Below are 2,750 nucleotides of genomic sequence, written 5' to 3'. Positions count from 1 at the left end.
TGTGAACGATCAGGTAATTCCCCAGGGGCTTTGCTCAAGTAATTCCCCAGGTGGCCCGTAATGTTGATGTTAGCTGGTGGTCGTGGTGGCCGGGGGGACGGCAGGGTTTCTTGGGCGTTTGTTGGGCCGGTAGCTGGGGCCGTTCATGACGACCTGGTGGGCGGCGTTGACGAGCCGGTCGAGCAGGGACTCGGCGACGACGGGGTTGGGGAACAGCGGGTACCAGTCGACGGGTGAGCGGTTCGAGGTGAGGAGCACCGATTTCCCTGAGCGTTCGCGGACGAGTTCGTAGAGGTCGTCGGCCTGGGTGGCGGTGAGTTCGCGCATGGCGAAGTCGTCGAGGACGAGGAGTGCTGGTCGGGCGAGTTCGGCGAGCCGACGGCTCCAGGTGCCGTCGGCGTGGCCGCCGGCGAGGTCGGCCAGGGTTCGGCTGAGGGTGGTGAAGCGGACGTCGGCGCCGCCGCGGACGGCCTGGTGGCCGAGTGCCTGGGCGATGTGGGTCTTCCCGACGCCGACGGGGCCGTAGAGGATCACGTGTTCGCCGGCGGTGAGCCAGCGCAGGGCGGCGAGGTCGCGGATCTGGGCGGCGGGCAGCTTGGGGTTGGCGGTGAAGTCGAACCCTTCGAGGGTGGCTTGTTCGGGGAAGCGGGCGCGGCGTAGCCGGCGGGTCATGGCGGTGGCGTCGCGGCGGGTGACTTCGTCGGTGCAGAGGACTTGGAGGAACTCGAGGTGGCCGAGCTGGCCGGCGGCGGCTTGGGCGAGGCGGGCGTCGAGGGTGTCGAGCATCCCGGACAGTTTCAGCGCGCGCAGGGTCTGCAGGAGGCCGTTGCGGTCGGTCACGGTGGGAGGGACGGTGGTCGTCATGGTGTCCTGCCTGTGGTCGGGGCGGCCTCGGGGACCGTGGGCGTGGCGGCGGCCGGGGCCGGGGGGACGACGGTTCGGATGGTCACGACGCCTGTCCCCGTTGGCCGGTGCTGGTCGTGGTGGCCGGGTCCTCGGCGCCTGCCGAGGCCGGGACGGCCAGGGGGATGACGTCGGCGAGCAGCTGGTCGGGGCCGTGCAGGAACGCCGCCGCTCCGGCGTCGCCGGCCGCCGGTGGGACGGGCTGGGTCTCGGTGCCGGCCGCGAGGATTCCTGTGACGGTGCGGTAGGACGGGTCGCCGGCCGCCGATGCCTTGGCGCAGGCGGCTTCCAGGCGGGTCGGGTCGTGCCGGTCGGCGAGGCCGACGACTCCTTGGGCGGCGCGCAGCCGGTAGAGGGCGTTCTCGGCGAGCAGCCCGCCGACGAGCTGCACGCAGGCGGGTCCGACCTTCTCGGCCTGGGCGCGGCACCAGGTCGGCGTGCGCATGTGGAAGGCGATCTTCTCGGGCGGGTAGTCGCCCAGGTCGGTCTGCTTGCCCCGCAGCTTGCGGGGGTGGGTCTTGACGAGCTGCCCGGCGACGAAGAACTGGACCATGGTCGCGGTGGAGCGGGCGTGGACGGTCTGCCCGAGGTAACGCCACGGCAGCGAGTAGAGGCTGTTCTCGACCCGGGCGTGGATGTCGGGGCCGACTTTCGCCGTCGACCAGCGGGCCGCGACGAACGGCGCCGGCGGCAGCGGTCGCAACGCGTCCTTCTCGACCGCGTCGAACACGGCCAGCGGGGCGGCGCCGTCCAACGGCCGGCACGCCCGTGCCCCGGCGACCTCGGTGCACCAGCGGACCGCCTCGTCCTGCATGTGCTCGAGCGAGGTGAACGTCCGGCCGCGCCAGAAACTGTCGCGGACGTAGGGCATCTGCCGTTCGACGTGCGGCTTGTCTTTCGGTTTGAACGCCCTGGCCGGGTCGAGGAGCACCCCGTAGTGCGCGGCGAGTTCGGCGAACGAGCGGTTCAGCTTCGGGTCGTAGAGGTCCGGCCGGTCGACCCCGGTCTTCAAATTGTCCGGGACGAGGCGGGCCGGGGCCCCGCCGAAGAAGGCGAACGCCCGCACGTGCGCGACGGTCCAGGCGTGCTGGTCCATGCTCAGCACCGGACGGACGAACAGGTGCCGGGAGGCGGCCAGCACGAGCACGAACGCCCACACCGTCCGCCGAGCCCCCGACGTCGGGTCGGTCCAGGTCCCCAGCCGGCCGTAGTCGACCTCGCCGACCTCGCCCGGCGTCGCCGGTACCAGCGCGCGGACCGTGACCTGGGAGCGGCGGGCCTCCTCGGTCACGTTCGCCCGCACGTACCGGCGCAGGCTCGCGACCGACACCGCCAGGCCGTGCTCGCAGACGAGCCGCTGGTGCACCGTCGACACGGTCACCCCGGCCTTCAGCTGGGCGGCGACGTAGTCGTGGTGCTTGGCGATCTCCGGCCAGGTCACCTGCCGCAACTTCGTGTCGGTCAGCTCGGGGAACCACTCCCGTGCCCGTGCCGTCCACTCCGCCTCGGCCAGCGGCGGGCCGCCCGGGACCAGCCCCGCCGCTTCCGCCGGGCCCACGTACTTACGGATCGTCTTGCGGTCCACGCCCAGGCTCGCCGCGATCTCGTTCTTCGACCGGCCGGCGTGCCAGTGGACCAGGATCTCCACGATGTCGATCACTACGAAGGTTCTCCTCGCCATCGGCTCCCCCCGCCTGACCTGCGCAGACGAGGAGCAACTGTGCTCGAACGGGAGGACCGCCCCAAGCCCGACACGCACCCCGTCCCCACGGGGAATTACGTGATCGAGGTGGGGAATTACGTGACCGTCAGCCCCTCACAACTGGGGAATTTCGTGACCGTCCACA

Annotated in this window: 1 protein-coding gene and 1 pseudogene; both read right to left on the bottom strand. The window is 71.4% G+C overall.

From position 1 onward, the window contains the following. Positions 1 to 69: 69 nt before the first annotated feature. Positions 70 to 864, bottom strand: a complete 795-nt coding sequence (gene istB / locus AC5LSR_RS24045) for an IS21-like element helper ATPase IstB (protein WP_493469079.1) — start codon at positions 862 to 864, stop codon at positions 70 to 72. Positions 865 to 1,018: 154 nt separating this feature from the next. Further along, positions 1,019 to 2,563: pseudogene (gene istA / locus AC5LSR_RS24040) on the bottom strand (IS21 family transposase); the annotation flags it as partial. Between the last annotated feature and the right edge of the window lie 187 nt (positions 2,564 to 2,750).

The sequence above is a fragment of the Protofrankia sp. CiP1_Cm_nod4 genome, assembly GCF_982290645.1.
This window is presented reverse-complemented; position numbering and strand designations above follow the sequence as displayed.

Bases quoted from the DNA above. Each gene is read 5' to 3' on its own strand.
- istB (WP_493469079.1), bottom strand. From the start codon at position 864: ATGACGACCACCGTCCCTCCCACCGTGACCGACCGCAACGGCCTCCTG.